This is a genomic window from Pseudomonas sp. MPC6 (genome assembly GCF_006094435.1).
GTDB lineage: Bacteria > Pseudomonadota > Gammaproteobacteria > Pseudomonadales > Pseudomonadaceae > Aquipseudomonas.
Genome location: NZ_CP034783.1, coordinates 1,639,544 through 1,665,223, shown reverse-complemented (window position 1 = coordinate 1,665,223; position 25,680 = coordinate 1,639,544). Strand labels below are relative to the sequence as shown.

At 60.6% G+C, this 25,680-nt stretch carries 23 protein-coding genes; 9 read left to right on the top strand and 14 right to left on the bottom strand.

Annotated features, from left to right (window positions below):
• Nucleotides 1-21 precede the first annotated feature (21 nt).
• The 7 genes from ELQ88_RS09790 to ELQ88_RS09760 all read right to left on the bottom strand — a co-directional run bounded on the left by ELQ88_RS09790 (nucleotide 22) and on the right by ELQ88_RS09760 (nucleotide 7,096).
• On the bottom strand, nucleotides 22-2,481 hold the full coding sequence (locus tag ELQ88_RS09790) for an EAL domain-containing protein (RefSeq protein ID WP_138964794.1): 2,460 nt from the start codon (nucleotides 2,479-2,481) through the stop codon (nucleotides 22-24).
• A 180-nt stretch (nucleotides 2,482-2,661) separates the two neighbouring features.
• Nucleotides 2,662-4,479: an ABC transporter ATP-binding protein gene (locus ELQ88_RS09785; RefSeq protein WP_138964792.1), complete on the bottom strand. Its 1,818-nt coding sequence runs from the start codon at nucleotides 4,477-4,479 to the stop codon at nucleotides 2,662-2,664.
• Nucleotides 4,472-5,110: a DsbA family protein gene (locus tag ELQ88_RS09780; protein WP_128871605.1), complete on the bottom strand. Its 639-nt coding sequence runs from the start codon at nucleotides 5,108-5,110 to the stop codon at nucleotides 4,472-4,474. Before ELQ88_RS09780 ends, ELQ88_RS09785 begins: the two co-directional genes overlap by 8 nt.
• Before the next feature lie 3 nt (nucleotides 5,111-5,113).
• Nucleotides 5,114-6,055: a rhodanese-related sulfurtransferase gene (locus tag ELQ88_RS09775; RefSeq protein WP_128871606.1), complete on the bottom strand. Its 942-nt coding sequence runs from the start codon at nucleotides 6,053-6,055 to the stop codon at nucleotides 5,114-5,116.
• Nucleotides 6,052-6,237, bottom strand: coding sequence for a hypothetical protein (locus ELQ88_RS34080; RefSeq protein ID WP_064676462.1), 186 nt, complete (start codon nucleotides 6,235-6,237; stop codon nucleotides 6,052-6,054). The genes ELQ88_RS09775 and ELQ88_RS34080 overlap by 4 nt, the downstream gene beginning before the upstream one ends.
• 25 nt (nucleotides 6,238-6,262) lie before the next feature.
• Nucleotides 6,263-6,562, bottom strand: a complete 300-nt coding sequence (locus ELQ88_RS09765; protein WP_128871608.1) for a BolA family protein — start codon at nucleotides 6,560-6,562, stop codon at nucleotides 6,263-6,265.
• Nucleotides 6,563-6,574: 12 nt separating this feature from the next.
• Nucleotides 6,575-7,096, bottom strand: a complete 522-nt coding sequence (locus ELQ88_RS09760; protein ID WP_064676461.1) for a DUF2059 domain-containing protein — start codon at nucleotides 7,094-7,096, stop codon at nucleotides 6,575-6,577.
• A gap of 191 nt (nucleotides 7,097-7,287) precedes the next feature.
• Here ELQ88_RS09760 and ELQ88_RS09755 point away from each other — a divergent pair, with 191 nt between their 5' ends.
• The gene (locus ELQ88_RS09755) at nucleotides 7,288-8,682 is read left to right on the top strand and encodes a class II fumarate hydratase (RefSeq protein ID WP_138964790.1); all 1,395 of its coding nucleotides are present in this window, start codon (nucleotides 7,288-7,290) and stop codon (nucleotides 8,680-8,682) included.
• 130 nt (nucleotides 8,683-8,812) lie between these two features.
• Here ELQ88_RS09755 and ELQ88_RS09750 read toward each other — a convergent pair whose 3' ends face one another.
• Nucleotides 8,813-9,772 (bottom strand): DMT family transporter, encoded by a 960-nt coding sequence (locus ELQ88_RS09750; protein WP_138964788.1) that lies wholly within the window; start codon nucleotides 9,770-9,772, stop codon nucleotides 8,813-8,815.
• Between the two features lie 207 nt (nucleotides 9,773-9,979).
• On the opposite strand from ELQ88_RS09750, the gene ELQ88_RS09745 reads away from it, so the two are divergent.
• Nucleotides 9,980-10,174 carry a DUF6316 family protein gene (locus ELQ88_RS09745; protein WP_128871611.1) on the top strand — a complete coding sequence of 65 codons (195 nt, stop codon included), beginning with the start codon at nucleotides 9,980-9,982 and terminating at the stop codon, nucleotides 10,172-10,174.
• 118 nt (nucleotides 10,175-10,292) lie between these two features.
• On the opposite strand, the gene ELQ88_RS09740 is transcribed toward ELQ88_RS09745, so the two are convergent.
• Together ELQ88_RS09740 and pap are read right to left on the bottom strand one after the other, a co-directional pair.
• A complete protein-coding gene (locus ELQ88_RS09740; RefSeq protein WP_138964786.1) occupies nucleotides 10,293-11,477 on the bottom strand; it encodes a thiolase family protein in 1,185 nt (394 codons plus the stop codon).
• Between the two features lie 101 nt (nucleotides 11,478-11,578).
• Nucleotides 11,579-13,093, bottom strand: coding sequence for a polyphosphate:AMP phosphotransferase (gene pap, locus ELQ88_RS09735; protein ID WP_138964784.1), 1,515 nt, complete (start codon nucleotides 13,091-13,093; stop codon nucleotides 11,579-11,581).
• 237 nt (nucleotides 13,094-13,330) lie between these two features.
• Between pap and mnmC the strand changes: the two genes are divergently transcribed.
• The 6 genes from mnmC to ELQ88_RS09700 all read left to right on the top strand — a co-directional run bounded on the left by mnmC (nucleotide 13,331) and on the right by ELQ88_RS09700 (nucleotide 22,207).
• Nucleotides 13,331-15,313, top strand: a complete 1,983-nt coding sequence (gene mnmC / locus ELQ88_RS09725) for a bifunctional tRNA (5-methylaminomethyl-2-thiouridine)(34)-methyltransferase MnmD/FAD-dependent 5-carboxymethylaminomethyl-2-thiouridine(34) oxidoreductase MnmC (RefSeq protein ID WP_138964782.1) — start codon at nucleotides 13,331-13,333, stop codon at nucleotides 15,311-15,313.
• Nucleotides 15,314-15,437: 124 nt separating this feature from the next.
• Nucleotides 15,438-17,210: an N-acetylglutaminylglutamine amidotransferase gene (locus ELQ88_RS09720; protein WP_138964780.1), complete on the top strand. Its 1,773-nt coding sequence runs from the start codon at nucleotides 15,438-15,440 to the stop codon at nucleotides 17,208-17,210.
• A gap of 3 nt (nucleotides 17,211-17,213) precedes the next feature.
• Nucleotides 17,214-18,962, top strand: a complete 1,749-nt coding sequence (ngg, locus tag ELQ88_RS09715) for an N-acetylglutaminylglutamine synthetase (RefSeq protein ID WP_138964778.1) — start codon at nucleotides 17,214-17,216, stop codon at nucleotides 18,960-18,962.
• 169 nt (nucleotides 18,963-19,131) lie between these two features.
• Entirely contained in the window at nucleotides 19,132-20,322 is a 1,191-nt protein-coding gene (locus ELQ88_RS09710) for an osmoprotectant NAGGN system M42 family peptidase (protein WP_064676452.1), read from the top strand.
• A gap of 145 nt (nucleotides 20,323-20,467) precedes the next feature.
• On the top strand, nucleotides 20,468-21,496 hold the full coding sequence (locus ELQ88_RS09705; protein ID WP_138964776.1) for an IS110 family transposase: 1,029 nt from the start codon (nucleotides 20,468-20,470) through the stop codon (nucleotides 21,494-21,496).
• A 483-nt stretch (nucleotides 21,497-21,979) separates the two neighbouring features.
• Nucleotides 21,980-22,207, top strand: a complete 228-nt coding sequence (locus ELQ88_RS09700) for a YheU family protein (protein WP_003199186.1) — start codon at nucleotides 21,980-21,982, stop codon at nucleotides 22,205-22,207.
• A 5-nt stretch (nucleotides 22,208-22,212) separates the two neighbouring features.
• Here ELQ88_RS09700 and csrA read toward each other — a convergent pair whose 3' ends face one another.
• From csrA to ELQ88_RS09685, 3 genes are all read right to left on the bottom strand, one after another.
• Nucleotides 22,213-22,401, bottom strand: coding sequence for a carbon storage regulator CsrA (gene csrA / locus ELQ88_RS09695; RefSeq protein ID WP_128869825.1), 189 nt, complete (start codon nucleotides 22,399-22,401; stop codon nucleotides 22,213-22,215).
• Nucleotides 22,402-22,555: 154 nt separating this feature from the next.
• Nucleotides 22,556-22,888 (bottom strand): YnfA family protein, encoded by a 333-nt coding sequence (locus ELQ88_RS09690; RefSeq protein ID WP_128869826.1) that lies wholly within the window; start codon nucleotides 22,886-22,888, stop codon nucleotides 22,556-22,558.
• Nucleotides 22,889-22,952: 64 nt separating this feature from the next.
• Nucleotides 22,953-23,768: an SDR family oxidoreductase gene (locus ELQ88_RS09685; RefSeq protein ID WP_138964774.1), complete on the bottom strand. Its 816-nt coding sequence runs from the start codon at nucleotides 23,766-23,768 to the stop codon at nucleotides 22,953-22,955.
• A 279-nt stretch (nucleotides 23,769-24,047) separates the two neighbouring features.
• Between ELQ88_RS09685 and ELQ88_RS09680 the strand changes: the two genes are divergently transcribed.
• A complete protein-coding gene (locus ELQ88_RS09680; protein WP_178084746.1) occupies nucleotides 24,048-24,206 on the top strand; it encodes a DUF3309 family protein in 159 nt (52 codons plus the stop codon).
• A 107-nt stretch (nucleotides 24,207-24,313) separates the two neighbouring features.
• Here ELQ88_RS09680 and ELQ88_RS09675 read toward each other — a convergent pair whose 3' ends face one another.
• Nucleotides 24,314-25,678, bottom strand: a complete 1,365-nt coding sequence (locus ELQ88_RS09675; RefSeq protein WP_138964772.1) for a DUF1552 domain-containing protein — start codon at nucleotides 25,676-25,678, stop codon at nucleotides 24,314-24,316.
• Nucleotides 25,679-25,680: the final 2 nt, after the last annotated feature.

Sequence of the window (25,680 nt, the reverse complement as noted above, 5' to 3'; positions counted from 1 at the left end):
TGTAAGGACCATCGAGAGATTTCAGCGGAACGTGCCAGGCGCCTTGAATAACAAGGGCCGAGGCCGGGCAGGACGACTTTGCAGACTGTCGCAGGTAAACGGATGCGGGCGTTCAATCACATACCCTTGAGCGTAATCCACCCCGATTTCCAGCAATGCCTGCTCGATCTGGGGTGTCTCTACAAACTCGGCAATCGTGCGCTTACCCATGACATGACCGATGTGATTGATCACTTCGACCATGGCGCGGTTAATCGGGTCGTCCAGCATATCCTTTACGAAACTCCCGTCGATCTTCAGGAAGTCTACAGGCAAATGTTTCAAGTATGCGAATGAAGACATTCCGGCACAAAAATCATCCAGCGAAAAGTGGCAACCTAACCCTTTGAGTTCATTGATAAATTTTATTGCACTCGACAGATTTGAAATGGCGCTCGTTTCCGTGATTTCAAAACAAATCATTTCAGGCGGGATCGCGTACGTAACAAATTGTTCGCGCAGAAAGTTGAGGAACGCGTCATCGCCGATGGTGGTGCCTGACAGATTGATCGCACACATCGCCAACGGACAACTGCGCTTTTCGGCCATGCATTGGGCAATGATCTTGAACACGTTCTCCACGACCCAGCGGTCAAGAGACGTCATCAGGCCGTAGCGTTCGGCGGCCGGAATAAAACTGTCGGGCAATATCATCCGCCCGGCTTCGTCATGCAGGCGCAACAGGATTTCGATATGCCCGCCGCCCGGATCTGTAGGACCAAGGGGCGCGATTTCCTGGGCGTATAAACAGAAGCGGTTATCTTCCAGCGCCATGTGCAAACGTTGCACCCAGGCCATCTCGCCAAAGCGCAGGGACAATTCCGAATCGTCGGCATGATAGACCTGAACCCGATTGCGCCCCTTTTCCTTGGCCATGTAGCAGGCCATGTCCGCTGCACGTAGCGAGGCTTCGAGGGTGGTCGGGCTCTGCGTGACATGCACCAGGCCGATACTCACCGTGGTCACGAAGGGTCGGCCTTTCCAGACAAAATGCAGGTTCTGTACGGTCTGGCGCAACACCTCGGCAATTTTCTCCGCGGCTTGCGGGGCACAGTTTTCCAGCAGGATGCCAAACTCGTCGCCACCCAGCCGGGCCAGGGTATCGCCCTCGCGCAGGCCCGATTGCAACAACGCACAGATATGCCGCAGCAACTCGTCCCCGGCCGCGTGACCGCAGGTATCGTTGACCAGTTTGAACTGGTCCAGGTCAAGGAACATCAGCGCATGGCGCCCCGACTGCCGCGTCAGGTTGTGCAGCGCCTGCTCCAGGCGATACTCGAACTCGCGGCGGTTGGCCAGCCCGGTCAGGGCATCGTGAGTCGCCTGCCAGGACAGGTTGGCAATGTATTGCCGCTCCTGGGTCATGTCGTGCAGGACCAGCACGGTGCCACTGACCTTGCCGGCATTGCGGATCGGCGCACCGACCAGCGTGACCGAGACCGTGCTGCCGTCCAGGCGTTGAATCAATTTGGAATGTTCGCTGCCACCGCTGAGCTGTCCGCTCAAAATGTGCTCGATCAAGGTAAAACCGTCAGCCTGGGCGTTCTCATCGAGCAGATTGAACAGCGCTGCCAACGGCAAACCGGTCGCCTGCTCGGCCTTCCAGTGCGTCATCGCCTCGGCGGCCGGGTTCATGTAGGCGATCGCGCCTTCGACGTCCGTGGTGATCACGCCATCGCCAATCGATTGCAGGGTGATCTGCGCGCGGTCTTTCTCCAGCTGCAGAGCGTCGGCGAACGCATGGCGCTGCTTGAGCAGCTTGTGGGTGCGCATCAGCGCCAGGACGATCAAGCCCAGGGCAGTGGCGAGATTGATCACCAACAACAGCCGCAGAATCATCCGCGAGCCTTCGCCCAAGGCATCACTGAAGGCCTTCGCCGCCGGTGTCACGCCATCGTTGATGGCGAATATCTGCTCCTTCCAGCGCTTGATGTCGGCCTCCGTGGCCTGATTGGCGGTGATGCTCCGGTGCATCTGCTGCGCAACATCATCGAGTCGCACCAGGTAGGCGTCCCCCACTCGCCAGAGTTCTATGGCTTTTTCCAGGTAGCTGAAGTGCCGGAAGTTGAGGTACAGCCAGATCACGCTGGACACGTCATCCGGGTGGTTGCCACCCTTGAGAATCGCCACTCGCGCCGCTTCGATGTCCGGTGGCTGATGATCCAGCGCCAGACGCAACTCGTGCCCTCCCTCAGGCACGGCAATGGCGCCCTCGTATTTGCGAAAAATCGCCTGGTCACGGCTGTCGGCGTAGAGATTGAGGTAATAGATGGCGTCTTTCTGGCCCTTGGACCACAGGCTTTCACCGGCCACGTAGCCGCGAACCGCGGAAAGCGTGTACAGGCTGACGCCCCCCAGCAGCGCCTGAAACAGCACGACGGCAATAAAAGGCCAGACGATGCCCAACAACCGGGGCGTTCCGAGAGTCCGTGTCTGATTCATGGGGTCCCTTGCATTAGCACTGCCCGTTCGTCGTCCGGACGAAATCGCTACAGCCAGACTAGGATGGGTTCTCATTCTAGGCAAGCGGCAGCGCAAGGGCAGCATAGTACGAGCACGCCAGGGACGAGTTGCAGAGCGCTATGCCGACGGCGGGAAGATCCCCGGTTGCCCGGCACTGATCTAATGTTGCTGCAAATGTCCATACAGCTTGGCGTACAAACCACCATCGGCAATCAATTGCTGATGGTCGCCATCCTCGGCAATTTGCCCGCCATCGAACACCAGCACCCGGTCGGCCTGTTTCACGGCCGACAACCGGTGGGCAATGATCAAGGTGGTGCGATTGCTCAGGAACCGCGCCATGGCCTGGTGCAGGTTGTATTCGGTGGCCGCGTCCAGGGCCGAGGTGGCCTCGTCGAGGATCACCACCTTGGGCTCGGCCAGCACCATCCGCGCAATCGCCAGGCGTTGGCGCTGTCCGCCGGACAAGCGCACGCCGGAACGGCCGACGATACTGTCCAGGCCATTGGGCAAGTCACGCACCGTGGCGTGCAACTGCGCAATGTCCAGCGCCTGCCAGCATGCCTCATCACTGCGTTCGCGGCCCATGGTCAGGTTGGCGCGCACGGTGTCGTTGAACAGCGCCGGGTGCTGCAGGACCACGGCGACGTTTTCCCGCACGGTTTCCAGGCCGATCTCCTGCTGGGTCGAACCGCCGAAGCGGATGGTCCCGGCAAGCGGCGTGTACAGGCCCAGCAGCAGCTGGACCAGGGTGCTTTTGCCGCCGCCGCTGGCACCGACAATCGCGACCTTTTCGCCGGGGGCGATCGACAGATTCATCTGATCCAGCACCAGCTCGTCGCCGTAGCCGAAACTCAAGCCCTGGACTTCGATGCCGACGGTTTCGCGGCCGTTGAACGGGTCGACGCCGCCCGGGTATTCAGGCTCGTCGGCCCGGGCCAGCAACTCGTTGATCCGCGACAGCGCACCACCGGCAGCGTAGTAGGCGTATTGCAGGTTCAGCAGTTGTTCCACCGGACCGATCATGAACCACAGGTAGCTGAACACCGCCAGCATCTGCCCGATGGACAGGTCGGAAAACAGCACGGTGAGCATGGCGGCGGCACGAAAAATATCGATGCCGAACTGGAACAGCAAGCCGCTGGCACGGTTCGACGCATCGGTCTTCCACTGCGAGCTCACCGCGTAGTCGCGCACTTCACGAGCCCGTTGGCCGAGGCGCCCGAGGAAAAAACCCTGACGGTTACCGGCGCGCACTTCCTGGATCGAATCGAGGGTTTCGGTCAGGGCCTGGGTGAAACGCGAAGTGCTGTCGTTCTCGAGTTTCTTCAGGTGCTTGACCCGCTTGCCCAACTGCACCGTGGCGTAGATCACCAGCGGGTTGAACAGCAGGATCAGCAGCGCCAGTTTCCAGTGCATCCACATCAGGATGCCCGCGGTGCCGACCAGGGTCAGCATGGCCACGAGGAAACGGCTGAGGGTTTCGCCGACGAATTTATCGAGGGTATCGAGGTCGGTAACCAGGTGCGTGGTCACCGTGCCGCTGCCCAGACTTTCGTATTCACCCAGCGAGATGCGCTTGAGTCGCTCGATCAGGCGTACACGAATGCGGTACACGATGTCCTTGGCCAGCGCCGCGAACAACTTCGCCTGCACCACGTTGAACAGCAGCGCAGCGCACCGCAGGCCCAAGGTCACCAATAGCATCAGGCCGATGTAGCCCGCGGCTTTCTGCCAGACGTCAGGCAGCGCGTGGTTCATGACTTTCAGCGCGGTGTCGCCGTGGCCCAACAACACTTCGTCCACCAGCAACGGCAGCAGCAAGGGGATCGGCACGCTGCACAGGGTCGCCAGGACGGCCACGCCGTTGGCGATCCACAGGGCTTTTTTATGCTGAAGGGCCAGCCGCCGGATTTCCGCCCAGCTCAGACGATCGACGCGCTTGGGTACCGGCGCGTCATCGGGCAGGTCATGCACAGGCCGCGCGCTCCAGCCAGCGGCCGAGCAACGGGGACAACACACTCAGCGGCTGATAGCCATTGGTCAACAGCGCCAACTGACCATCACGCTCGGCCAGCAAGGTCGGGAAACCGGCGATGCCCAGGTCCTGGACCCAGGTGAAGTCGGCTGCGGTTGCGGCATGCTGATCCGCACGGTCGAACGCGGCGGCGAACTCGATGCGCGGCAGACCGGCCTGCTCCGCCAGTTCCACCAGCACGCTGGCATGGGTGACATCGCGCCCTTGCGCATAAAACGCGTGCTGTATCAGCCCGAGCAGTTTCCACGCGCAATCCGGCGCCAGGCTACGTGCCGTCACCAGTGCCCGACACGCAGGCTCGGTGTCGTACACAAAGCCCTCGGGCAACGCGCCCTCCTGCTTGAATGGCTGGCCGGTGGCTTCGGTCACCGCCTGCCAGTGTTCCAGGATATAGCGTCGGGTCGTCGGCTCCAGCGCCGAGCCACTGCCGGTGCGCAAACCGCCGACCACCAGATGCACCTCGACCCCCGCTGCGTGGGCCTGCTCGACCAGCGCGTTGGCCACCGGGGCAAAACCCCAGCACCAGGAACACATCGGGTCCATCACATAGAGCAGGCGTTGCGCAGACATGGTTCAGGCCTCGGAAGGGGTTTGCTTGTAGTTGTAGCCGATCGGGTGAGGCAGGTTGCGCGCCTTGGCCAGTTCGATCTGCTTTTGCCGGTCGATGGCACTGCGACGGGTCTTCTCGCTCAGCTTATCCCAGCAATGCGGGCAGCTGATGCCGGCCACGTAATGCTCGGATGCACGGTCGTCGACGCTGATCGGTGTGCGACAGGCATGACATTGATCGTAGTCGCCTTCGCTGAGGTCGTGGCGCACGGTCACGCGGTTGTCGAACACGAAGCAGTCGCCCTGCCATTTGGTTTCTTCCTGCGGTACCTCTTCGAGGTACTTCAGGATGCCGCCCTTGAGGTGATAGACCTCATCAAAACCCTGGCTGAGCATAAAGCTCGACGCCTTCTCGCAGCGAATGCCGCCGGTGCAGAACATCGCGACTTTCTTGTGCACGGCCGGGTCGAAATGGGCTTTGATGTAGTCGGGGAATTCGCGAAAACTGGTGGTCTTCGGGTCGATGGCACCTTCAAAGGTACCAATCGCCACTTCGTAGTCGTTGCGGGTGTCGATCAACAGCACTTCGGGATCGCTGATCAGTGCGTTCCAGTTCTCTGGATCGACGTAGGTGCCGACCTTTTTGTTCGGGTCCACGCCTTCGACGCCGAGGGTGACGATTTCTTTCTTCAGTTTGACTTTGGTGCGATAGAACGGCTGGTCGTCGCAGTACGACTCTTTGTGGTCGATGTCGTCCATGCGCGGGTCGTTCTTGAGCCAGGCCATCAGGCCATCGATGCCTTCGCGGCTGCCGGACACAGTGCCATTGATGCCTTCTTCGGCGATCAGCAGCGTGCCTTTGATGCCGTTGTCGACCATCGCTTGCAGCAGTGGCTCGCGCAGGGCGACGTAATCTTCCAGGGTGACGAACTTATACAGTGCCGCCACGACAATCTGTGGTGTCATGGGTGATTCTCCAGGTGGCTACCCTCGTAAGGGGTGAACCGGATGCGAAAAAAAACGCGCCGGGTGAGCGGCGCGTTGCGGATTCTAGCAAAAATAACGCCATCGCTGTAGGAGCCAGGCTTGCCGGCGAACCAGGCGCTGCGGTGCAACTGCTGTACCGCATAATCGTTCTTCGCCGGCAAGCCTGGCTCCTACAGGGAGGGTGTATCAGGATTTGCTGCCGCCAGCACAGGTTGGCGAAGCCGGAGCCGCGTCGATCTGTGCCCATTCCTCGGGCGTGTAGGTATGCAGCGCCAACGCATGGAACTCGCCCATCAGCTCGCCGAGCGTGCCGTAGACCTTCTGGTGGCGCTTGACGCGATTGAGCCCGTCGAACTGCGCGCTGACCACCACCGCCTTGAAGTGGGTCTGTAACCCACGGCTGTGCATGTGGCTTTCATCCAGCACTTGCAGGTGCTCGGGCTGTAACAGGCCCAGCGTCGATTCGATGCGTTGTTGCATGGTCATACCGAACTCCGCTTACGGCTTTTTCTTGGCTGGAGCGGCGCCTTTAGGCTCCAGCTCGGCTGTCATGTCAGCCAGCAGCTTGTTGACGACAGGCACTGCGCTTTCCAGTTTGGCCTGGGTCATCTGGGCCGATTGCTGGGTCAGCTGCGGCATTTTTTCCAGGACTTTCTTGCCCAGTGGCGACTTGTAGAACGCAACCAGGTCCTTGAGCTCGGATTCGCTGAAGTTGGTGGTGTAGAGCTTGACCATGTCCGGCTTCAGCTTGTTCCAGCCAATGGCTTGGTCCAGAGCGGCGTTGGCTTTGGCCTGGTAGGTTTCCAGCAGGGCTTTTTTCGACTCGGGGGCTTTGGTCTGTTCAAAGCGCTGGGCGAACATTTGCTGCACTTGCATGTACACCGGAGTGCCCAATTTGTCAGCGTGCGCCAGCGTCAGGAAAGCCTCGGCACTGGCGTTGTGGCTGGCGGTATCGGCAAAAACAGGGCCGCTGGCGCAAACCAGTGCAACCGCGGTACAGATGGCACGAAGACGAGTCATCGAGTTTCCTTTTCTAGCAGGCGAGGCAAAACCCCAAGGGCGACCATTCTGCGCCTAAAAAACCGTGTGGCTCAACCCCAAGCCTTGTCGGGCCTGATTTAGAGGGGGTGAACGGTCAAATTCCAGACTGATGGAACCACGGCCGGCGATCAGGGCCTAAACTCGCTATCAGACCAACAGGAGTGTGCATGATGAGCCGTATCGAAACCGACAGCCTTGGCCAGGTTGAAGTCCCGGATGAAGCCTACTGGGGCGCTCAGACGCAACGCTCGCTGATCAATTTCGCCATCGGCGACGAACGCATGCCCCTGGCGGTGCTGCATGCGCTGGCGCTGATCAAGAAAGCCGCGGCGCGGGTCAATGACCGCAACGGTGACCTGCCCGCCGACATCGCCCGGCTGATCGAACAGGCCGCCGACGAAGTGCTCGACGGCAGCCACGACGACCAGTTCCCGCTGGTGGTCTGGCAAACCGGCAGCGGCACCCAGAGCAACATGAACGTCAATGAAGTGATCGCCGGTCGCGCCAATGAACTGGCCGGCAACCCGCGCGGCGGCAAGACCCCGGTGCACCCCAACGATCACGTCAATCGCTCCCAGAGCTCCAACGACTGCTTCCCCACCGCGATGCATATCGCCGCGGCCCAGGCCGTGCAGCAGCATTTGCTGCCGGCGATCAGTGAACTGTCCGGTGGGTTGGCCGAGTTATCCGCGCGGCACATGAAGCTGGTCAAGACCGGCCGCACCCACATGATGGACGCCACCCCCATTACCTTCGGCCAGGAGTTGTCGGCGTTCATCGCGCAACTGGATTATGCGGAGCGGGCGATCCGCAGCGCGCTGCCGGCGGTCTGCGAACTGGCCCAGGGCGGCACTGCGGTCGGCACCGGGCTGAACTCACCCCACGGCTTTGGCGAAGCGATCGCCGCCGAACTGGCCGCCCTCTCCGGCCTGCCGTTCGTCACCGCTCCGAACAAATTCGCCGCACTGGCCGGCCATGAACCACTGACCACCCTGTCCGGCGCGCTGAAAACCCTTGCCGTCACCCTGATGAAAATCGCCAACGACCTGCGCCTGCTGGGTTCCGGACCGCGTGCCGGCTTTGCCGAGGTCAAACTGCCGGCCAACGAACCGGGCAGTTCGATCATGCCCGGCAAGGTCAATCCGACCCAGTGCGAAGCGCTGTCGATGCTGGCTTGCCAGGTCATGGGCAACGACGTCGCCATCGGTTTTGCGGCGAGTCAGGGTCACCTGCAACTGAACGTGTTCAAACCGGTGATCATTCACAACCTGCTGCAATCGATCAGGCTGCTGGGCGATGGCTGCAGCAACTTCCAGCAGCATTGCATCGCCGGCCTGGAGCCGGATGCGGCGAAAATGGCCGAACATCTGGAGCGCGGACTGATGCTGGTGACGGCGTTGAACCCGCATATCGGTTATGACAAATCGGCGGAAATAGCCAAGACGGCTTATGGCGAAGGGCTGACCTTGCGGGAAGCGGCGTTGCAGTTGGGGTATTTGACCGATGAAGAGTTCGATACCTGGGTGAGGCCGGAGAATATGCTGGAGGCCGGGGCCAAGGGCTGAGCCTTATAGCGCCTTACAGTCAGTCATCGCGGGCAAGCCCGCTCCCACAGGTGTTGCGTCGATCACAAATTCGGTGGACGACACAAAACCTGTGGGAGCGTGGCTTGCCCGCGATGAACGATAACGCGGTCTAACTGGCCGCCATCCGCACCCGCCGAGCCCTTAGCCCCGCCATCAACGAAGGCCCCAACGCCACCAGCGCCGACCCCAGCACCACCAGCACCGCCCCGCCGTACCCCAGGCCATTGATCGTCTCGGCATGCACATACTCCGGCCACAACCACGCCGCCACCGCCACCGCCGCAAAGGTCACCAACGGCGTGATCGCCAGGGTGGCACTCACCCGCGAAGCTTCCCAATGCGCCAATGCCTCGGCAAACGCGCCATAGGCGATCAGGGTGTTCATGCAACACGCCAGCAGCAGCCAGCCTTGCAACGGACTGAGTTGCAGCGCCTCCAGCGGATGCACCCAGGGTGTCAGCAACAACCCGCAAAACAGGTAGATCACCATCATCACCTGGAACGAATTCCACACCGTCAGCAATTGCTTCTGCCCCAGGGCATAAAAGGTCCAGACGGTGGAGGCCGACAGCACCAACAGAACGCCGGCCGTATAGTCGGTCAGGGACGTGAACAACTCGACCAGCCGCTGGTTGAAAAACAAGCCGAAGCCGACCAGCAGCACCAGCAGGCCAATCCCCTGCCCCAGGCTGAACCGCTCCTTGAACACAAACAGGCTGGCAATCAGCAGCATGATCGGCCCCGTCTGCACCACCAGTTGCGCGGTGCCGGGGCTGAGCAGGTTCAGCCCCATCAGGTACAGCACGTAGTTGCCCACCAGACCGAGCACCGCCATCAATACCAGCCACCCACCGCGCGGGCCGAGGACTTTGCGACTGGGCAGGCGCCTGGTCGCCGCCAGGAAAATGAACAGGCACCCGCCCGACACCATCAGACGAAACCAGGTCACCGTCACCGGATCCATCACCATTAGCACTTGCTTGAGCTTGATCGGCAGGATTCCCCACAGCAACGCGGTCAACAAGGCCAGGAACAGACCATAAACCCAGCGACCCGATGAAATGTGCATGCGTACCCCGAAGCCCTTTGGCGAGAACCGTCATTCTAGGCACAGAGTCGCCCGGCACACAGGGACAGTTGGCCACTGGCCGCAAATGAAACTGTACAGGTCGCACCCTTTCAAGGGGCGATAGGCCGTCGATCGGTTGGCGATGCAGGGCAAGGGGTTCGTGCATAAGCTCATTGGATCCACCAACGCCCCCTACAGGAGATCGCCATGTACGGCATGCGCGCCCAGGACAACGCCCCCGCCACCCACTTTCGCAGTGACCGGATGTGCCGTGTGAACGGGGAGTTGTACTTCAGCACCCGGGAAAACACCCTGGAGGGGCCGTTTGAAAACCTGGAGAAGGCCGAGGTGCAGATTCAGGCTTATATAGAGCGGATGCTGCTGGCGCGGATGAACCGATAAACCGCGGCGCCTGCTTCGCGAGCAAGCCCGCTCCCACATTGGATCTCTGTCACACCAAATCCCTGTGGGAGCGGGCTTGCTCGCGAAAGCGATCGATCGGAAAACAAATCTTTCGAATCTAACGCACCGCCTCAAACAACCCGGTTGCCCCCATCCCCCCGCCCACGCACATGGTGACGATGCCGTAACGCAGATGACGGCGCTGCATCTCACGCACCAGATGCCCGACCTGCCGCGAACCGGTCATGCCGAACGGATGGCCGATGGAGATCGAGCCGCCATTGACGTTGTACTTCTCGTTATCGATCCCCAGCCGATTGCGGCTGTACAGGCACTGGGACGCGAACGCCTCGTTGAGCTCCCACAGATCGATGTCGGCCATCTGCAAGCCCTTCGCCTTGAGCAGCCTGGGCACCGAAAATACCGGGCCGATGCCCATTTCATCCGGTTCGCACCCGGCCACTGCAAAGCCGCGAAAGAAGGCTTTGGGCTTCAGTCCCAGGGCCAAGGCTTTTTCCAGGCTCATCACCAGGGTCATGGAGGCGCCATCGGACAGTTGCGAAGAATTGCCGGCGGTCACCGAGCCGTCTTCGGCAAACACCGGCTTCAGCCCGGCCAGGCTTTGCAGCGTGGTGTCCGGGCGGTTGCAGTCGTCCCGATCGACGATGCCATCGAGGATCTGCACTTGCCCGGAGGCCTTGTCTTCAACCCGATACTTCACCGCCATGGGCACGATTTCATCGTCGAACAAGCCGGCAGCCTGGGCCTGGGCGGTGCGGTGCTGGCTTTGCAGGGCGTACAGGTCCTGTTGTTCGCGGCTGACGTGGTAACGACGGGCGACGATTTCGGCGGTCTGGCCCATGGGGAAGTAGAGGCCTGGCACCTGCTCCTGGAGCAGCGGGTTGATCAGGTTGTCGGTGTTGACGCTTTTCATGGTCAGGCTGATGGACTCGACGCCGCCGGCGACGATGATGTCGCTGCAACCCGAGGCGATCTGGTTGGCGGCGATGGCAATCGCCTGCAAGCCAGAGGAGCAGAATCGGTTGAGGGTCATGCCGGCACAGCCGACGCCCAAACGCGAGAGCACGGCGACATTGCGCCCGATGTTGTAGCCCTGGGCGCCTTCGTTGGAGCCGGCGCCGACGATGCAATCCTCGACGCTGGCCGGGTCGATCCCCGTGCGCGTCAACAAGGCGTCGACACAATGCGCCGCCATGTCATCCGGACGGGTCATGTTGAACTTGCCGCGAAAGGATTTGGCCAGGCCGGTCCGCACGCTGTCGACGATCACCACTTCACGCATGGCATACCTCATTGTTGTTGTCGGTTGGAGTGGACCGAGCATAAGTCCACAGAATGACCAACCGCGACAATCATTCACCTTGCGTATGCGCAACCATTGACTCACCCCTTGTGCTTTTTCGCCTGCTTGTCGGACTTCCTGAACGCTTCTTCCAGCGCCACATTGATCGTGCGCAACACCTTGACCCGGGCCCAGCGCTTGTCATTGGCCTCCACCAGGGTCCAGGGCGAGATCTCGGTGCTGGTGCGATCGACCATGTCGCCGACCGCGGCCCGATAGTCGTCCCACTTTTCCCGATTGCGCCAATCATCTTCAGTGATTTTGAAGCGCTTGAAAGGCGTCTGTTCACGCTCTTCGAATCGCTCCATCTGCGTCTGTTTGTCGATGGCCAGCCAGAACTTGACCACGATCACCCCGGCATCGGCGATCTGCTCTTCGAAGTCGTTGATTTCACCGTAGGCGCGCAACCAGTCCGCCGCGCTGCAAAAACCTTCGATGCGCTCCACCAGCACCCGGCCATACCAGGAGCGGTCGAACACGGTGAACTTGCCCCGTGCCGGAATATGGCGCCAGAACCGCCACATATAGGGATGCGCCCGCTCTTCTTCAGTGGGCGCGGCGATCGGCACGATGCTGTACTGGCGTGGGTCCAGCGCCGCGGCGACCCGGCGAATGGCCCCGCCCTTGCCCGCCGCGTCATTGCCTTCGAACACGGCGATCAGGGCGTGTCGGCGCATGCGTTTATCACGCATCAGTCCGGAGAACCGCGCCTGCTCGGTGATCAGCTGTTCTTCGTAATCGGCCTTGTCCAGATTCAGGCTCAAGTCCAGGCTGTCGAGCAGGTTCATCTGGTCGACACTGCTGACCAATGGCGCGGCGTTGACTTTGTCCGGGTGAATTTTGGGGCGCTGCAGGGCGGCTTGCAGGCCCTCGAGCAGAATCATGCCCACCGCCAGGCTGCGATAGCGCGGGTCCATCCCGGCGATCACATGCCATGGCGCGTAGTCGCGGCTGGTGCGACGCAGGATGCGTTCGCCGTATTTGACGAATTTGTCGTAGGTCTGCGACTGCTGCCAGTCCAGCGGGCTGATGCGCCAACTGTGCAAGGGATCGTCAGCCAGGGCCTTGAGCCGCGCGCGCATTTGTTTCCTGGAGAGGTGGAACCAGAACTTGAAGATCAGCGCGCCTTCGTCGCACAGCATCTTCTCCAGTCGCTCGGCGGCGTTGATGGCTTGATCGAGCCGCGGATCCTTGATTACGCCATGGACCCGGTCCTGCAACATCTGGCTGTACCAATTGCCGAAGAAAATCCCCATGCGGCCCTTGGCCGTGAGCATCCGCCAATAACGCCAGGCCGGTGGCCGAGCCAGTTCTTCGTCAGTCTGTTGATCGAAGGTGCGAACCTCGATCAGGCGCGGGTCCATCCATTCGTTGAGCAGCTTGACCGTCTCGCCCTTGCCCGCGCCTTCGATGCCGTTGATCAGGATAATCACCGGGAAGCGCTTCTGCTGTTGCAGTTCGAACTGCGCCTCCAGCAACGCCTGGCGCAGCGCTGGCACTTCACTGTCATAAGTGTCTTTGTCGATGACGTGACCGATTTCAGCAGATTCGAACATGGACGGCTCCTTTCAGGATTGAGCAAGACTAGCGGATTGGGCCATTAGTCCGCAGAGAAAATTCCCTGTGGTTTTGTAATGCTGTTGTAGGAGCGAGCTTGCTCCGGGCGGCGTTCCGACGATGGATTCCAGAACACCGCGTATTATCCGGCAGATACGCGTTATCGTTGGCGACCATCGCGAGCAAGCTCGCTCCTACAGGGCTAGAATGGCCGCCTTGCCGTTGCCGAGCCTGCCATGAAACCTGTATTGCCCCACGCCCAGCTCGACTGGGACGACCAAGGGCTCCCGCGTTCGCGGGTGTTCGACGATGTCTATTTTTCGGATAAGTCGGGCCTTGATGAAACCCGTTACGTCTTCCTTGAGCAAAACAATCTGCGTGAACGCTTTGCCGCGTTAGCGGTGGGCTCAAGACTGGTGATCGGTGAGACCGGTTTCGGCACCGGATTGAATTTTCTCTGCGCCTGGCAGTTGTTCGAACAGCAGGCGGTGGCGGGTGCGCGGTTGCATTTCGTGAGTGTCGAAAAGTATCCGCTGAGCCTGCCGGACCTGCAGCGGGCGCTGGCCCTGTGGCCTGAACTCAAACCCTTTGCCGAGCAACTGCTGGCGCAGTACGTGGCGATCCATCAAGGCTTCCAGCGGCTTATCCTGGACAACGGCCGAGTGGTCCTGACCTTGTTGATCGGTGATGCCCTGGAGCAATTGCCGCAGTTGGATGCACAGGTCGACGCCTGGTTTCTCGACGGCTTCGCTCCGGCGAAAAACCCCGACATGTGGACCGCCGAACTGTTCGCCGAGCTGGCGCGCCTGGCCGCGCCAGGCTCTACCCTGAGCACCTTCACCAGCACCGGATGGGTGCGCCGGCTGCTGAATGCCGCAGGCTTCAAGATGAAGCGCACGCCAGGCATCGGCCACAAATGGGAGATCCTGCGCGGCACCTTCCTCGGCTGGCCTGAACACGCCCTGGCACCCGCCGTTGCCAAACCCTGGTTTGCCCGCCCCGCACCGCTGACCGGCGAACGTCGGGCGCTGGTGATCGGCGCCGGCCTGGCCGGTTGCGCGACGGCTGCCAGCCTGGCTGCGCGGGGTTGGCACGTCAGCCTGCTGGAGCGCCACGATGCGCTGGCACAGGAAGCGTCGGGCAATCCCCAGGGCGTGCTGTATCTCAAGCTTTCGGCCCATGGCACGGCGTTGTCGCAATTGATTGTCAGCGGCTTCGGCTACACCCGACGCCTGCTCGAGCATTTGCAGCGGGGCCTCGACTGGGACGATTGTGGCGTCCTGCAATTGGCCTTCAATGCCAAGGAAGCCGAGCGTCAGGCGCAGTTGGCCGCCGCCTTTTCGCCAGACCTGGCGCACTTGCTCGATCAACCGCGGGCGCAGGCACAGGCCGGCATCGCCCTGGAGCACGGCGGTTTATTCTTCCCGGAAGGTGGCTGGGTGCATCCGCCAGCGTTGTGCCATTGGCAGGCGTCCTCGGCGAACATCCAGTGGCTGCCCCATCGCGACGTCCTGGAACTGCGCAAGGTTGATCAGCAGTGGCAGGCCTGGGGCGGCGATGATTTGCTGGCCAGTGCCCCCGTGGTGATCCTGGCCGGTGCCGCCGAGATCAAGCGTTTTCCACAGAGTGCCGAACTGCCGCTCAAACGCATTCGTGGCCAGATCACCCGGCTGGCGCAAACCCCGCAAAGCCAGGGCCTGACCACCGTCGTCTGCGCCGACGGTTATGTCGCGCCGGCTCGACTGGGTGAACACACACTCGGCGCCAGCTTCGATTTCAAGAGCGATGACCTGACCCCGACCCTCAATGAGCACCTGGGCAACCTGGCGTTGCTCGAGGACATCTCCCTCGACCTGGCCACGCGCCTGCAGGCTCGGGAACTGGACCCGCTACAGCTTGAAGGACGCGCCGCGTTCCGTTGCACCAGCCCGGACTATCTGCCGATCGTCGGCCCGTTGGCCGAGCAGGCAGCGTTCGCCGACGCCTACGCCGTACTGAGCAAGGACGCCCGGCAAGTACCGGACATTCCCTGCCCCTGGCTGGAGGGTTTTTACCTCAACAGCGGCCACGGTTCTCGCGGCTTGATCACCGCGCCACTGTCGGGCGAATTGCTCGCGGCATGGATCGACAACGAACCGCTGCCCCTGCCCAGGTCAGTCGCCGAGGCCTGTCATCCGAACCGTTTTGCTGTGCGCCAATTGGTCCGCGGAAAAGTCTGAACCCTACGCTTATAACTTATCGGTCTAAAACTACGGGGATTTACCCGGGTCAGTTTCTGAGTACCCTCCGTTTTTGGTGCGGTATCGCTTGACCCTCCCCAACGGAAAAACCGGTAAGGACTTTATGTGCGGATTAGCTGGCGAGTTACGCTTTGATCATCAACCTGCGGACCTTGCAGCCGTTGAACGAATCACCCATCACCTGGCCCCTCGCGGCCCTGACGCATGGGGCTTCCAGGCCCAAGGGCCGATTGCCCTGGGCCATCGGCGCCTGAAAATCATGGACCTGTCGGACGGCTCGGCGCAGCCGATGGTCGACAACCAACTGGGCTTGTCCCTAGCCTTCAATGGCGCTATCTACAATTTCCCGGAACTGCGTACCGAGCTGGAAAGCCTGGGCTACGCCTTCTATTCCGGCGGTGACACCGAAGTGCTGCTCAAGGGTTATCACGCCTGGGGCGAAGCGCTGCTGCCCAAGCTCAATGGCATGTTCGCCTTCGCCATCTGGGAGCGCGATGCCAAACGTCTGTTCATCGCCCGCGACCGTCTGGGTGTGAAGCCGCTGTACCTGTCGCGCACCGGCCAGCGCCTGCGCTTCGCCTCGTCCCTGCCGGCGTTGCTCAAGGGCGGCGACATCAACCCGATCCTCGATCCGGTGGCGCTCAATCATTATCTGAATTTCCACGCTGTGGTCCCGGCGCCGCGCACCTTGCTGGCGGGCATCGAAAAACTGCCACCGGCGACCTGGATGCGCATCGAAGCGGACGGTACCACCGAGCAGAAAACCTGGTGGACCCTGCCCTACGGCCCCCACGCCGACGAGATGGACCTGACCCTCGAAGACTGGCGCGACCGGGTGCTCGAGAGCACCCGCGACGCGGTGGCGATCCGTCAACGTGCCGCAGTCGATGTCGGCGTGCTGCTGTCCGGCGGTGTCGATTCGAGCATGCTGGTCGGGCTGTTGCGTGAAGTCGGGGTGGAAAACCTGTCGACCTTTTCCATCGGTTTCCAGGATGCCGGCGGCGAGCGCGGCGACGAGTTCCAGTATTCGGACCTGATCGCCAAGCACTACAACACCCAGCACCACCAACTGCGCATCGACGAAAAAGAGATCATCGAGCAACTGCCTGCGGCGTTCCGCGCCATGAGCGAGCCGATGGTCAGCCACGACTGCATCGCCTTTTATCTTCTGTCCCGGGAAGTCGCCAAGCACTGCAAGGTGGTGCAGAGCGGCCAGGGCGCGGACGAGTTGTTTGCCGGATACCATTGGTATCCGCAAGTCGACGGCGCCGCCGATCCTTATGCCGCCTATCGCGATGCATTTTTTGACCGCAGCTACGACGACTACGCCGCCACCGTGCAGCCGAAATGGTTGACCGCCAATGACGCCGCGGGTGACTTCGTCAAGGAACATTTCGCCCAACCCGGTGCCGATGCAGCGGTGGATAAAGCCTTGCGTCTGGACAGCACGATCATGTTGGTGGACGACCCGGTCAAACGCGTCGACAACATGACCATGGCCTGGGGCCTGGAAGCGCGCACGCCGTTTCTCGACTATCGCCTGGTGGAGTTGTCGGCCCGGGTGCCAGGCAAATTCAAACTGCCGGACGGCGGCAAGCAAGTCTTGAAAGAAGCGGCGCGACTGGTGATTCCGAGTGAAGTGATCGACCGCAAGAAAGGTTACTTCCCGGTCCCCGGCCTGAAGCACTTGCAGGGCGACACGCTGAACTGGGTGCGGGAACTGCTGCTCGATCCCAGCCAGGATCGCGGTCTGTTCAAGCCAGAAATGCTCGATCGCCTGCTGACCGACCCGCAAGGCCAGTTGACCCCGTTGCGCGGCTCCAAGCTGTGGCAATTGGCGGCCCTGAACCTGTGGCTCAGTGAACAAGGAATCTGATCGATGAAACCCCATGCCACGGCTTATAGCCAACGCTTGTTGCGCGGTCAGGCGCCCTCCTACGAACGCTTGCAGGCGCGCCTGGCCGAAGACGGCAGCGAATTGGGCGCGGCGCCGATCGCCGTGCATTGCGGTTGGGGCCGATTGTTGATCGGCCACACCTTTGCCGACCCGGCGAGCCTCGCCAAGGAGTTGCTCAACGAGCAGCCGGGCGAACGCGACATCGCGCTCTACGTTGCCGCGCCTCAGCAAGTGTTGGGGCTGGAGCCGGCGCAACTGTTTCTCGACCCGTCCGACACCTTGCGTCTGTGGTTCAGCGATTATCGGCAGTCCACCCGGGTGTTTCGCGGTTTTCGCATTCGCCGGGCCCAGAGCGATGCGGACTGGTCGGCAATCAATCAGCTGTATCAGCTGCGCGGCATGCTGCCGATCGACCCGAGCCTGCTGACCCCGCGTCACCAGGGCGGCCCGGTATTCTGGCTGGCTGAGGATGAGGACAGTGGCGCGCTCATCGGCAGCGTCATGGGCCTCGATCATCACAAGGCGTTCAAAGACCCGGAAAACGGCAGCAGCCTCTGGTGCCTGGCCGTCGACCCGCAATGTTCGCGACCGGGCGTCGGTGAAGTGCTGGTGCGCCACTTGATCGAACACTTCATGAGCCGCGGCTTGAGTTACCTGGACCTGTCAGTGCTGCACGACAACCGCCAGGCAAAAAGCCTTTACGCCAAACTGGGTTTTCGCAACCTGTCGACCTTCGCCATCAAGCGCAAGAACAGCATCAATCAGCCGCTGTTCCTCGGTCCGGGTCCCGAAGCCGAGTTCAATCCGTATGCGCGGATCATCGTCGAGGAAGCGCATCGGCGCGGCATCGACGTGCAGGTCGATGATGCCGAGGCCGGCCTGTTCACCTTGGTCCATGGCAGTCGTCGGGTACGTTGCCGTGAATCCTTGAGCGATCTGACCAGTGCTATCAGCATGACCTTGTGTCAGGACAAAAGCCTGACCCACAAAACGCTGAAAAAGGCCGGATTGAATCTGCCGGCGCAACAGCTCGCGGGTAACGCGGACGACAATCTGGCGTTTCTCGATGAGCATGAGCGGGTGGTGGTCAAACCCCTGGACGGCGAGCAGGGCCAAGGCGTCGCGGTGGATTTGCAGAGCATCGAAGACGTCCAGCAAGCCATCGAGGCAGCCCGCCAGTTCGACAGCCGCGTGCTGCTGGAAAGTTTCCACGAAGGTCTCGACCTGCGAATCGTGGTGATCGGTTTCGAAGTGGTCGCCGCCGCTATCCGCCGTCCGGCCGAGGTCGTGGGTGATGGTCAGCATTCCATCGGTGCGCTGATCGAAGCCCAGAGTCGACGGCGCCAGGCAGCCACCAGCGGCGAAAGCAAAATCCCGCTGGATCATGAAACCGAGCGCACCTTGCAGGCGGCAGGCTACGACTACGAGAGCGTTCTGCCGGCCGGCGAGCATCTATTCGTACGGCGCACGGCGAACCTGCATACCGGCGGCATTCTTGAGGATGTCACGGCGATCCTGCATCCGACCCTGGTCGATGCGGCGGTGCGGGCGGCGCGGGCACTGGATATTCCGATGGTCGGGCTCGACCTGATGGTGCCCGCCGCCGATCAGCCGGAGTACGTGTTTATCGAAGCCAACGAGCGCGCCGGCCTGGCCAACCATGAACCGCAGCCCACGGCGGAGCGGTTTGTGGATTTGTTGTTTCCGCATAGTCAGCCGGCGGCCTCTTAGTTCTTGGTTATGTAGCGCCTGTCAGGGCCCCTTCGCTGGCAAGCCAGCTCCTACAGTTGACCGCATTCCCCCTGTAGGAGCTGGCTTGCCAGCGAAGGCGGCCTGACAGGCACCACAAATCCTCCCCCTCATCGAAACCATCGATGTTCGTTACTCATCAGGAGTTTCCATGACCAGCAAAATTCCCGAACCGGATCTCAACTACCTGCAAAAAGTCCTGCTGGAAATGCTCGCCATCCCCAGCCCGACCGGGTTCACCGACACTATCGTGCGCTACGTCGCCGAACGCCTGGAAGAACTTGGCATTCCCTTTGAAATGACCCGTCGCGGGACCATCCGTGCCACCCTCAAGGGCAAGAAGAACAGCCCCGACCGGGCAGTGTCCGCGCACCTGGACACCATCGGCGCGGCGGTGCGCGCGATCAAGGACAACGGCCGCCTGACCCTGGCCCCGGTCGGTTGCTGGTCCAGCCGTTTTGCCGAGGGCAGCCGGGTCAGCCTGTTTACCGATAACGGTGTGATCCGCGGCAGCGTGTTGCCACTGATGGCTTCCGGACACGCCTTCAATACCGCCGTGGATGAAATGCCGATCAGCTGGGATCACATCGAATTGCGTCTGGACGCCTATTGCGCCACCCGTGCCGATTGCGACTCCCTGGGAATCAGCGTCGGCGATTTCGTCGCCTTCGACCCGTTGCCGGAGTTCACTGAAAGCGGCCACATCAGCGCCCGTCACCTCGACGACAAGGCCGGTGTTGCCGCCTTGCTGGCGGCAATGAAAGCCATCGTCGACAGCGGCGAAGAGTTGATGATCGACTGTCATCCGCTGTTCACCATCACCGAGGAAACCGGCAGCGGCGCGGCGGCAGCGTTACCTTGGGATGTCAGCGAATTCGTCGGCATCGACATCGCGCCGGTCGCGCCGGGCCAGCATTCCAGCGAACACGCCGTGAGCGTGGCGATGCAGGATTCCGGCGGGCCTTATGACTATCACCTGTCGCGCCACCTGCTGCGGCTGGCCAGTGACAATGAGCTGCCGGTGCGCCGCGACCTGTTCCGTTATTACTTCAGCGATGCGCACTCGGCGGTAACTGCCGGCCATGACATTCGCACCGCCCTGCTCGCCTTCGGCTGCGACGCCACCCACGGCTACGAACGCACCCACATCGACAGCCTCGCCGCGCTCAGTCGGTTGCTCGGGGCCTATATCCTCAGCCCGCCGGTATTCGCCAGCGATGCCCAGCCTGCGAAAGGGTCGCTGGACAGGTTCAGTCATCAGATCGAACATGACACGCAGATGGAAAGCGATACCCGGGTGCCGTCGGTGGATAGCCTGGTGGGGCAGCGGTCGGAGAGCTGATCCGGTTTTTCGGTCGCCTGATCCACCGCCATCGCGGGCAAGCCCTAATGCCGGTCAGTTAAGGAAATTAATGAAATGGCTACCCCCGCCGCCCCCTGTGATCGCCCACTAAGCTTTCACAGGGGGCTCATCGGAGATCATTGCCATGAACAACGTAGCTATCGCCGCCATCGACCTGGGAAAACATACCTTTCACCTGCATGCGCAAGATGATCGTGGGCACGAGGTTTGCCGCAAAAAATTTACACGGGCGGCGCTCACGCAGCATCTGAGCAATCTCGCCCCCTGCACCGTCGTGATGGAAGCCTGTGGCGGCGCCCACTTCATGGCGCAAGAGGTCGCTAGGCTGGGGCATACACCCAAGTTAATTGCCCCTCATCTGGTACGCCCTTATGTGAAAAGCAACAAAAACGACTTCGCTGACGCCGAGGCAATCTGCGAAGCAGCAACTCGCCCGACGATGCGCTTCGTGCCCCCCAAAACCCAGGCCCAGCAGGCGCTGGCTATGCTCAACTCGACCCGTGATGCGTTCATCAAAGACCGCACCGCCACCGTCAACCGGATTCATGCCGCCCTGCTGGAGGTCGGCGTCAGCCTGGCCCCAGGCTTCAAATCCATCAAAGATCTCCCGGCGCTGCTTGAAGCGAGTTCATTTTCAGAATGCATCAAAAAGATTCTGACGACGCTTTATGAGCACTTCGACTATCTGAACGGGCGAATCAAAAACCTGGACAAGGACGTGGAGTGCCAGGCCGCTGAAGATGATCTGGCGGCTCGTTTGATGACCATGCCCTGTGTCGGCCCGATCACCTCCAGCGCCCTGGCTGCCGAGCTCGGTGATGGCAAGCAGTTCAAATGCGGACGAGGTTATGCAGCCTCCATCGGATTGGTGCCCAAACAACATTCCACAGGTGACAAAACCGTGCTTTTGGGCATCAGCAAACGCGGCGATCGAAACCAGCGGCGCCTGCTCATTCAGTGCGCGCGGGTTTATTTGATAAATCTGGAGCATCAGAAAGGCGCTTTGGCGGATTGGGTCCGTCAGCTCTTGGCGTCCCGCCATCACTCCAATCTTGTGGTCTGTGCATTGGCCAACAAGCTGGCACGAATCGCTTGGGCGATTGCGGCCCACCACTCTGAATTCGATGCGGGGCCAGCCGCGATGAACGCCTGACCCCGCTGTCACCCGAGCACCACCTACCTGGTTTTGCGATGCTGGATAACTGATGACGTGAACGGCCAACCGGCCTGACGACAACCCTGAGCTCCTACACGGCTGAAAGGCCGTCAAATTAATTAGGATCGTTGGGCATCGATTCTCATCGAGGCGCGGGGCCATCACCCCACTCAGACGCCGGATAGATGAAAGCAAGCCAAACACGACATCAACAACAGTATTGCAGAAAAGGGGGTAACCATAGATGTAGGAGCGAGCTTGCTCGCGATGGACTCAATAGCGCCGCGTTTAACCAGCGAACACGCGTTATCGTTAACGACCATCGCGAGCAAGCTCGCTCCTACAGGGGCCGCATTCGCTTAACTGACCGGCATTAGGGTTTGCCCGCGATGGCGATCTACATGGCAACACATGAAGCCGCAGGCTAGCCGCAACCATCCATTCGCCGTAGCATCGCGCCATTGTTTAGCCGAGGTGCCCATGCTGATCCCCCATGACCAACTTGAAGTCGATACCCTGACCCGCCTGATCGAGGATTTCGTCACCCGTGACGGCACCGACAACGGTGATGACACGCCGCTCGAAACCCGCGTACTGCGTGTTCGCCAGGCCTTGACCAAGGGTCAGGCGCTGATTGTCTTCGACCCGGAAAGCGAGCAATGCCAGTTGATGCTCAAGCACGACGTGCCCAAGCATCTGTTTGACTGAAACCTTCAGCGCGCTTTGTCTTTTTTCGGCAGATTGCGCTGGATGCGTTCGTAGATCTCGGACCGGTGCACATTGACGTTGCGTGGCGCTTCGACGCCGAAGCGCACCGTGCCGCCGTTGATGGCCACAATGCGCACGGAAATGTCGTCTCCGATAGAAATCAATTCGCCCACTTCGCGACTGAGTACAAGCATGGTATTGGTCCTTCAGGATGAGTTGACCCTGAAGATGCCCGGCCCATGGCGGGTGTTCAATGCGACGGCGGCAAATCAGTCCTTCCCTACAGAGCAAGAAGCAAGCCGGCGTAGGAAAGAACTGACAAATCACCGGCGTTGTAGGACCGATCTGTCAGGATGCATAAAAACGCGGCCCGAACAGGATGACACTCGCCCCGACCACGCACAGCGCAACGCCGACCCAGTCCGAACCCAACGGACGAATCCGCTCGACCACCGCCAGCCAGCCAATCGACGCAATGATGTAGATACCCCCGTAAGCGGCATAGGCACGACCGGCATAGGTCGCTTCGATACGGGTCAGCAGCAGCGCAAACAGCGTCAGGCTGAGCAACGCCGGCAGTACCCACCAGGCACTCTTGCCCTGACGTAGCCACATCCAGAAGGCGAAGCAGCCAGCGATTTCAAACAGCGCCGCGAGGAAAAACCACAGGTAATTAAGCATGCAAACGTCTCGTGAGGATGGCCGGTTGCGGCCACCCTAGCGACGGTGATGCCCCGGGGCAAGTTCAGCCTGCGGTTTGCCTGGCCTTGGCGCGCATCTTGTCGGCCATGACGGTCATTTCGTCGTAGAGCAGTTGGGGGTTCTTCTGCTTGAGCGCCCAGGCCAGACGGCCCTGTTCATGGGGCAGAATCATGAATTCGCCGGCGTCGACCTGTTGATAGATGTAGTCGGCAATGTCGGCAGCGCTGATCGGCGAGCTTTCCAGCAATTTACCGACCTGGGCCTTCATGGCCGGCGTCGGGCCGCGGAAGGAATTGAGCAGGTTGGTCTGGAAGAATGACGGGCAGACCACGTGCACGCCGATTTCCTGCTGCGCCAGCTCGATCAGCAGGCTTTCGGACAAGGCCACCACGCCCGCCTTGGCGACGTTGTAGTTGCTCATGGCCGGGCCTTGCATCAGTGCGGCCATCGACGCAATGTTGATAATCTTGCCTTGGCTTTTTTCCAGCAGCGGCAGGAAGGCCTTGCAGCCCTTGACCACCCCCATCAGGTTGATCGCGATCTGCCATTCCCAGTCCTCCAGGGACAGCTCGCTGAAGAACCCGCCGGAAGCAACGCCGGCGTTGTTGACGATGACATCGATGCCCCCCAGTTTCTCTTCGCAGGCTTGGGCGAAGGCGGTCAACTGGCTGTAATCGCGTACATCGCAACGCTGGATGAAGCCGTCGCCGCCGGCTTCGCGAACCTGTTTCAGGGTTTCTTGCAGACCGGGCTCGCTGACATCCGACAAGGCCAGTTGCCAGCCTTCACGCGCCCAGCGCAGCGCGATTTCGCGACCCAGGCCTGAGCCCGCACCAGTGATCATCATGCGATTTTGCATAGCAAACAGCCTTGTTGTTCCGGGGAAGATCTGTCGAGTGTAGCGAAGGACATTGCCCGACCCACGCACCATCAGATTGCTGAATGGCCCGAGCAAACCCTGGAAGTGCCCCAACCAACTAATGCAGTAAAAACGAAATAAGCCTTTCTTCGAAAAACATTAAAAAAACATGGAATTTTCTTTCATGGGCAACAGTCGGATTTTGTAAGCATCCTGGTTTTATAGCATCACGGCTGACCGTTAAACACCAGGTAGTTCCAGAACACTTCCAACAAGGAAATAAACATGGGCACAATTCTGATCATTATCCTGATCCTCCTGCTGGTAGGTGGCTTACCGGTCTTCCCGCACTCCAGAAGTTGGGGTTATGGGCCATCGGGCATCATCGGCGTGGTGTTGGTAGTGCTGTTGATCCTGCTGTTGCTGGGCAAGATATAAAGGCTGTACCAGGAAGATAACCTGCTGAAAACCCAATGCCAGTCAGTGATACTGACTGGCATTGTTATTATCAGCATTTCACGCACCCACAGCGCTGCAAACCGCCCTCACACGTTGCTGAAAATTCCTGTCACCGGCTCGATGTTACCTGCGTAAGGCACGCTCGTTCCGGCGGCTTTGGCAATGGTCGCCCATATGCGCTGCATGTCAACGAAGCTCTTGCCAATCTCCGGGTTCCCGGTGTGGTGCTGACGATCCGCCTGCTGCGTGATATTGAAATACCGTCCTGCACCCTCCCCGCTTTTAAGCAAGCCACCAGCCCCCCCCATCAACACCATGGGCATATCGATCATGTGCTCAGGGGCGCCATCGGCCATTTCGCTGGTAAGGACGACAAGGGTATGTTGAAGCAGATTGTCACCGGGCACGTGCGGATCCTGATATCGAGCCAATTCGTCCATAAATAACTTGACCTGCCGAACGTACCATTGCCGCGTCCCCTTCCAAAATGCTTCCCCTGAGCGACGATGAGCACACTCATGAGGGTTACTGTCGGGACTGACATCAATAATATTGAGCGACTCCGCCGAGCGCCCGATCTGTAGCGTGGCGACACGGGTAATCCCACAACCCAAGGCGGTTGCCACCACTTGATGATGATCAGCCTGAATGCGGTTACGGTGCAGCGCGGACCGATAATCCAGTGGTTCCAGCTCCACCGGCTTGCACTCACCCACGGGCGGCCGCGCCTCCTCAAGGTCCTTGATGACCTGCTCCACCGAGTCAAGATGGGTATCAAGCTTTTGTCGCTCGCCGGCGGATAGCTTGCTTTTGACTTCCTGAATATCCACCACGGCTGCCTCCAGCAAACTACCAGCGCCAGGCTGCGGCGGGCTTGACCTTTGAGCGGGTGCCTTGAACAACGATTCCGCCATCAGCCTGGGGTCGCGATAGGGCGTGCGAATCGCAGCGCCCTGAAACGATACAAACCAGGGCGTCCCGTCGATCCCGGCATGGGGACCGGAAAAAAGGCTGCGGTGCGACGGTTCAGCACCCGGAATCGCTTGCCCCAGCACGATGTCGATTGACGACTGAGTCTTTGCAGTGTCACGCAATACCCAGTTCCAGCCGTCATGGCCCACATTTCCCGGCCCCAGAATAATTCCGCGCAAGTACAACGACTGGTTACGGTAGGCGGCCAATTCCGAGCTGATCTCGTTCAAAGTAAATGCCGTGGTATCCATTTGCGACGCAGTGGGGTGCCACAATCCACGCCCGTCACCAAAACCACCACCGGTGTAGGAGTCCACCGCAAGGCCGTCGGGTACTACAACAAACACTACCTTTAGCCGGGCTTCCTGAGCTTGCCCCGCCAATGCCATGCGCGCCAATCCGAATTGGGTCAGGGGACCATAGACACCAGCCGCAGCCAGGCCCGCCAGAAAACGCCGACGACTTTTCAAAATGCCCATGA